Origin of the sequence: Tissierella pigra, from assembly GCF_009695605.1 — a bacterium.
Taxonomy (GTDB): domain Bacteria; phylum Bacillota; class Clostridia; order Tissierellales; family Tissierellaceae; genus Tissierella; species Tissierella pigra.
On sequence record NZ_VUNQ01000085.1, the window covers coordinates 1 to 6,047 of the forward strand.

9 protein-coding genes are annotated in these 6,047 nt (G+C 34.2%); all 9 read left to right on the forward strand.

Features of this window, described 5'->3' with window-relative positions; translation table 11 throughout:
- The first annotated feature begins 192 nt into the window (after positions 1 to 192).
- On the forward strand, positions 193 to 489 hold the full coding sequence (locus FYJ83_RS19065) for a DUF4314 domain-containing protein (protein WP_154443079.1): 297 nt from the start codon (positions 193 to 195) through the stop codon (positions 487 to 489).
- Positions 486 to 1,505: a hypothetical protein gene (locus tag FYJ83_RS19070; RefSeq protein ID WP_154443080.1), complete on the forward strand. Its 1,020-nt coding sequence runs from the start codon at positions 486 to 488 to the stop codon at positions 1,503 to 1,505. Before FYJ83_RS19065 ends, FYJ83_RS19070 begins: the two co-directional genes overlap by 4 nt.
- Before the next feature lie 66 nt (positions 1,506 to 1,571).
- Positions 1,572 to 1,859 (forward strand): hypothetical protein, encoded by a 288-nt coding sequence (locus FYJ83_RS19075; protein ID WP_154443081.1) that lies wholly within the window; start codon positions 1,572 to 1,574, stop codon positions 1,857 to 1,859.
- A 129-nt stretch (positions 1,860 to 1,988) separates the two neighbouring features.
- Positions 1,989 to 2,327 (forward strand): hypothetical protein, encoded by a 339-nt coding sequence (locus tag FYJ83_RS19080; RefSeq protein WP_154443082.1) that lies wholly within the window; start codon positions 1,989 to 1,991, stop codon positions 2,325 to 2,327.
- A gap of 18 nt (positions 2,328 to 2,345) precedes the next feature.
- Positions 2,346 to 3,173, forward strand: a complete 828-nt coding sequence (locus tag FYJ83_RS19085; protein WP_154443083.1) for a DNA adenine methylase — start codon at positions 2,346 to 2,348, stop codon at positions 3,171 to 3,173.
- An 18-nt stretch (positions 3,174 to 3,191) separates the two neighbouring features.
- A complete protein-coding gene (locus tag FYJ83_RS19090; RefSeq protein ID WP_154443084.1) occupies positions 3,192 to 3,677 on the forward strand; it encodes a hypothetical protein in 486 nt (161 codons plus the stop codon).
- A 125-nt stretch (positions 3,678 to 3,802) separates the two neighbouring features.
- Entirely contained in the window at positions 3,803 to 4,360 is a 558-nt protein-coding gene (locus tag FYJ83_RS19095; RefSeq protein WP_154443085.1) for a YodL domain-containing protein, read from the forward strand.
- Between the two features lie 25 nt (positions 4,361 to 4,385).
- Positions 4,386 to 4,616: a DUF6133 family protein gene (locus FYJ83_RS19100; protein WP_195838072.1), complete on the forward strand. Its 231-nt coding sequence runs from the start codon at positions 4,386 to 4,388 to the stop codon at positions 4,614 to 4,616.
- 17 nt (positions 4,617 to 4,633) lie between these two features.
- On the forward strand, positions 4,634 to 6,047 hold a 1,414-nt coding region (locus FYJ83_RS19105; protein ID WP_195838073.1), incomplete at its 3' end, for an S-layer homology domain-containing protein.

Consider the following 6,047-nt stretch of genomic DNA (forward strand, 5'->3'; position numbering starts at 1 on the left):
TGGAAAAATTGGCAAAGTTAGTTTGATTCTATTTTAAAATATGGGACGAAGTTAATGGAAGATTATGCGGATTTACACCATTTCTATATAACTTCGTCCCATATTATTTTTGGGCACATAGCCATCTATATGTGACATGTCACATATCTGAAGAAATGGGAATAGAACAACCAAGAATGGGAGGGATGCAATTTGAATAATAATAGGGAGCAAGTGAAGAGAATTAAAGATATGTATCCTATAGGTACAAGAATAGAATTACTTTCAACAATGGATGATATTCAAGGAGTAGAAACAGGTATGAAAGGAACAGTTACAAAAGTGGATGATCTCGGAACTATACACATGAGATGGGATAACGGAAGAGGCCTTGGTCTTATCCCGGGGGAAGATAATTTTAAAGTGTTGTCCAGACCACAGGAAGAAATTAAAAAGTCAGAAGAGCATTCAGTGGACCAGTCCCAAGGCATAGGTGGGATGAGCCTATGAAGGAACTAGATTATCTTTTAAAAGACCTTGAAGGAACAGAAAGAGAAAAAGAATATCTTGAAAATAGATTTGACGAGATGTCAGTCAAAGAACAATATACTTTGGAAGGTGCTGTTAAAATTATACCCATAGAAACTGCAACAGATTTAATTAATCTTTCGGAGCAATTAAGTAAATTCTATTTTTATTATAAGGCTATAGATGATAGATCTCTTGGAGAATATATAGCAAGATATAAGGAAGATGCAACTGATGAGATACTTTCCTTTATCAAAACGGAGCAGCTGGGAAGAGAATATCATGAGGACTTTCAAGGTGTATTTACTGACACAGGCTATATGCTTCAAAGAAACAGTCTCAAACAAATCTATGATGGTACAAATTTAGATAAGCTAACAGAAGGTGATTGGACTGTAAAAATAAAAGTGGGGAGTGAAGACCAGCATGAAGGAGTATGGATAAACCTTCCTGACTATGAGTTATCTAGTTTAGAACCTGATGCGATGTATATTGCATTAGATACACTTGGCATAAGTGATTGGAGCGAAGGGACTTTATTAGATGTAAAGTGCATATTTCCTAATATTATAGAGTTAAAAGATCAATATGAGACCATAGAGAGATTAATTGAAGATGCCAATAACTTTGGATATGTATGCGATGAACAAGGACGAGGTAAAGACTTTTTTATAGAACACTTAGAATCAGCAATGGAACTAGAAGTATGTACAAGACTTGATCTTGCCCTTGATATTTCTCAGAATCTAGATTGTTATGACTTTGTACCAAGTGGAGATAACCTTGAAAAGTACGGTAGAATTCTAGCAAAAAAGAATGGAATTATAGAAGTGGATACGATACTTGGAGATAACTTTGATTATATAAAATATGCAAGGGCAGACATTGAAAAAAGAGGTTTAGAACCTTGTCAGAATGGCTTTATTAAACGAAATGAAGAAAAATTCTATTATGAATTCAGTAAAGAAGCAGATAGTATAAAACTATCAATGCAGTAGTAAATATTCTAATAGCTATATCTAATAACTTGTGATATATTGTGGTGCTTGAAGGGGGTGGCACTGGTGGAAGATATCATGGAGATATTAGAAAATGCAATAAGCGAGAGATTGGAACTGGCATATTTTATGTTGATTGAGGAAAATGAAGAGGTGAAAGAGAGTGTAGAATCAGTAAAGGAACTAAGTGCAAGACTACATGAAAATAAAGATATTCCAAAAGAAGCAAGAAGGCAGATAGAAGATTATAAAGATATATCAGGTTTTATAGAAAGTGAGTTGCAAAAGTTTATTTATACAGAAGGAATTAAAGATTGTATCAAGTTATTAAAATTACTTGGTATATTAGCATAGCACGGTAAATATCCGTGTTTTTTTAATATCTAAAAATAATTAAGGCTGATTGATTTGTTGTAAATTACAACGAGCAATCGGCCTTTTTTTATTGCCTAAAAATAATCGTAATCAGAGGAGGGTTGGGAGGTGGAACATGATTTTTTAGTCTATATAAAAGAGTATCATACAGGAAAAGAAAAGGCTGTATCCAGTGCATATCTTCAAAATAGATTCTGCATCAGTTCAAGAACTGTAAGGATGCTGGTAAATCAGTTAAGGAATGATGGCAACCCAATATGCAGTGGTGACAATGGATATTATTATGCAGCTAATAGAAAGGAGCTTTTTGCAAGCATTAGACAGATGACAAGCCGTATTAGAGAGATATCGAAAGTAAGGAGAGGGCTTGTCAAAGCATTGGAACATTTCCCAGATGATAACGGACAGCTGAGATTGGATCTTGATAATGAAGTAGAAAAGAGGTGATGAAATATTAATAGTTTTATGAGTTGGATAGGTGGGAAAAAGGCTCTAAGAGAATTAATCGTGTCTGTATTTCCCCTTTATTATGAACGATATATAGAAGTGTTTGGAGGTGGGGGATGGGTACTATTTCATAAACCACCTGGTAATGATTTTGAAGTATATAACGATTTTAACGGACTTTTGACCAATCTCTATCGATGTGTGAGAGAGAAGCCAGATGAGTTAATTGAGGCACTGCATTTTGTACTAAATTCAAGGGAGGATTTTGACATAGTAAAGAATGCACTAGCAAGGGATAGTATAGAAAGTGATGTAATAAAAGCAGCATACTTTTATCAGCTTATTCGATATAGCTATGCATCAGGACTTACCAGCTTCGGCAGCCAGCCTCATGATATGTGGAGCAACTTTCCTTTAATTGAACAGGCACATAGAAGACTTAGCAAAGTTGTAATTGAAAATAAGGATTTTAAAAAGCTGATAAGGCAATATGATCGCCCTGTCAGCTTTTTCTATTTAGACCCGCCATATTATGAAACCGAAAAATATTATAAAAATGTAGGAGAAGGTGGATTCCAAGAAAAGGATCATATCAGACTAAGGGATACCTTAATGAATATCGAGGGAAAGTTCTTACTTTCCTACAATGATTGTGACTTTATAAGAGAAATATACGATGCACCTAATATTCAGATTGAAAGCTTTACCCGTATTAACAATATTAAACAGCGTTATGATAACGGGGCTCAATTCCCAGAAATACTGGTGGCAAATTATGATATGCAGGAAAGGAAGGAAAATAATCCTTCACAAATAAACTTATTTGAAATAGAAAATGGACTTTAAAATAAGGAGGAAATCTATATGAAAAAGATTCAGGAAAATATTAATTTATCCGTGGAAGAAATGAAGGGTTTAGAAGCTATGGATTGCGATGAGATTGAGATAACAGCTTTAGAGAATGTTGTTGTTGCTATGAAGAGAACTATGAATGCAATGGAGCTTATAAAGGCAGCTGAAGGGCTTAAGAACTTATCAGAAGAACTAATAGTCCATCTTGCAAGTGTTTGCGGCAGATGTGATGATTGCTCTTATTGCGAAAGATTTGAAGAATATGATGAGATTGTTGTACCTGATTATCTTTTACAAGAAGCAGGAATCCCAAGAGATGCAAAGCTTTGTGCATATACAGAAGAAGATAGCGGAGAAGTTGTAGTTGTGGAAGCAGATTATGATTATGATATAGCAGATGTACCACAGTTTGTAATTGATATCTTTGAAATATCAGGAATCTGTATTAGAGAATTAGAAGAAAGATTGATGATGGATGACATTGTCTATGGAGAGTAAATAAATCTCCATAGAGCTATCAAAAGTTTATGAGAGGGGTGATAAGAACCAAAAGGAAAATTATTAAGGAAAGGAGCAGAGGACCAAGTTATAAGGTGGCAGAAAAAGAAGACTGGAGGTGGAATATGAGCAGTATTAAGCTTAAGAATGATTGTATTTTCTACTATGGAAATCCTGCAGGATATGTGGAAAAGGATACTGCAATAGTAGATTCTATATTTCAAAATGAAGAATTTGAGAATTGGATTTACCAAAGAAAGCTGACACCTAAATGGACAGAGGGAGTATTTGAAAGACTGTCAAAGGGAGATACAGTGCATTTTAATGATAAGGTATTGACACCCTTAAAAAATTGCCGTATATGGCAGCTAAGAACTGATGTAAGTCCTGGCCGTAAGTTCATAGGCTATGAAGAAGTTAAGGAAGCCTTTGGAGAATCAGATAAAGATAATTATAGGATTGTCTATGACGGAGAAATTGAAACCAATGATTTAGAGGAAATATATACGAAATTTAATCTAGATCATCCCCAAGGATTTACAGGTCATTCTCTTTCTATATCTGATGTAATAGAGCTTTATGATAGTACAAGCAGTGAATTTTACTATGTAGATCGATTTGGTTTTAAAGAAATTGATTTTGAGCCGCAGGATCAAAGACAAGACATGAATATGAGTATATAAAATAAAAATAATGGAGGAAAACAGAATGAAATATATATTAAGAAAAGCAAATGAATTTATGACATGGAAGGCTACTGCAGTAAAAACAGCAGTGAGTAATAATAAAGGAGAAGGCTATATTGACACAGCAGTAAAAATTCTGATAGCAGTAGTTTTAGGGGCATTACTTCTAGCAGGACTATATCTGTTATTTGGTGATGTGGTTATGCCAACTTTAAATGAGAGAATTAGAGAAATGTTTAACTATGCAGGCTAAAAGGAGGAAGTGTAATAATGAAATATAGATCAAAGAGAATAATTAATATTCTTTTAGTAGTTTGTATACTAATGACTAATTTTATAGGTTCTACCTATGCTGCAAAGCATATATTTTCAGATAGTATAGGGCATTGGGCAGAGGAAACAATTAACCTTCTAACAGAGAGAGGGATTATTCAAGGATATCCTAATGGACTATCTCATCCAGATAATATTATTACAAGGGGAGAATTTTCAGCTCTCCTAGCAAGAACTATGAAACTTGAAACTAAAGATAGAGAGAATGTTGGTCTAGTATTTGAAGATATCATAGGTCATTTTGCCCAAAAAGAAATAGAAGCACTTGTTTATGAAGGAATCATTCTAGTGGAGGACTATGGTAAGTTATATATACCTAATAAGCCTATTAGTCGAATGGAAATAATTAAAATGTTAGTTAGAGCAACAGGAAAAGAAAATCATAATCCAGATTGCTCCTGTGATACAGGATTTATTGATGAAGAGAATCTAGCTAAAGAAGAAATTGAATATATTTGCCTTGGAAAACAATATAACATTATTTCAGGTTACCCAGACAGAACCATTCGTCCTAATGGTGAATCTACTCGTGCCGAAGCCTTTACAATGCTTATTAGGCAGGAGAAATCCAAAAAAAAGATAGAGGAAGATAAAGCTAAGGATAAAGATAAAAATGAGCAAGAAAAGCCTACTATATCACCAAAACCAACTGATAAGCCTACGGACAACAAACCAGATAGAGATAGGGATACAGATACAGAAAACAGTTCATCTTCAGGTGGCAATTCAACTTATGTTCCGGCACCAAAATATAGTTTTGAACTTCCTCTTACAGCTTATGTTGATGAGGAAATAAAAATTGTTCCTATAGGCTCAAATGTAAAATCAGTAACATGGGAGATTAGTAAAGATGGTATCCTTGTAGATTTACTTTCAGTTATTGATGGAGAACTAAAGGCAGATGGCGGCACTATTAAAATTAAATTTGTTGGAAGTTATAACTTTATAGCCACAGCTGTAAATGCCCAAGGGAAAGAGGTTAAGCATGAAGAAACTATAGATATTTATCCAGTAATTTCTGCTAAGTTTAAACTACCTGAAACAGCCCATACAGATACAACGGTAGCTATTGAACTATCCACCGAAAATTTAGGAGATAACCCTGTAGCATGGTCAGTTCAAAGGGATGGTAAAGAAATAGATTTTGATACTAATATTACAGGTGAACTTACAAACATAGGTGGTTTAATAATATTTGACAACGCAGGGACATACGAGCTAACTGCTGTTATAACTGATAAACTGGGGAAAGAAACCAAAGTAAGTGATGTAATTAGAGTATATCCTGTGGGAGAAATAAAGATAGAGCTTGATAAGATAACCCATACTGATAAAAGTATTACCCTAAAAA

Excerpts from the sequence above, each read along its gene's own strand:
- FYJ83_RS19070 (WP_154443080.1), top strand. The coding sequence starts at position 486 with ATGAAGGAACTAGATTATCTTTTAAAAGACCTTGAAGGAACAGAAAGA.
- FYJ83_RS19085 (WP_154443083.1), top strand. The coding sequence starts at position 2,346 with ATGAGTTGGATAGGTGGGAAAAAGGCTCTAAGAGAATTAATCGTGTCT.
- FYJ83_RS19090 (WP_154443084.1), top strand. The coding sequence starts at position 3,192 with ATGAAAAAGATTCAGGAAAATATTAATTTATCCGTGGAAGAAATGAAG.
- FYJ83_RS19095 (WP_154443085.1), top strand. The coding sequence starts at position 3,803 with ATGAGCAGTATTAAGCTTAAGAATGATTGTATTTTCTACTATGGAAAT.
- FYJ83_RS19100 (WP_195838072.1), top strand. The coding sequence starts at position 4,386 with ATGAAATATATATTAAGAAAAGCAAATGAATTTATGACATGGAAGGCT.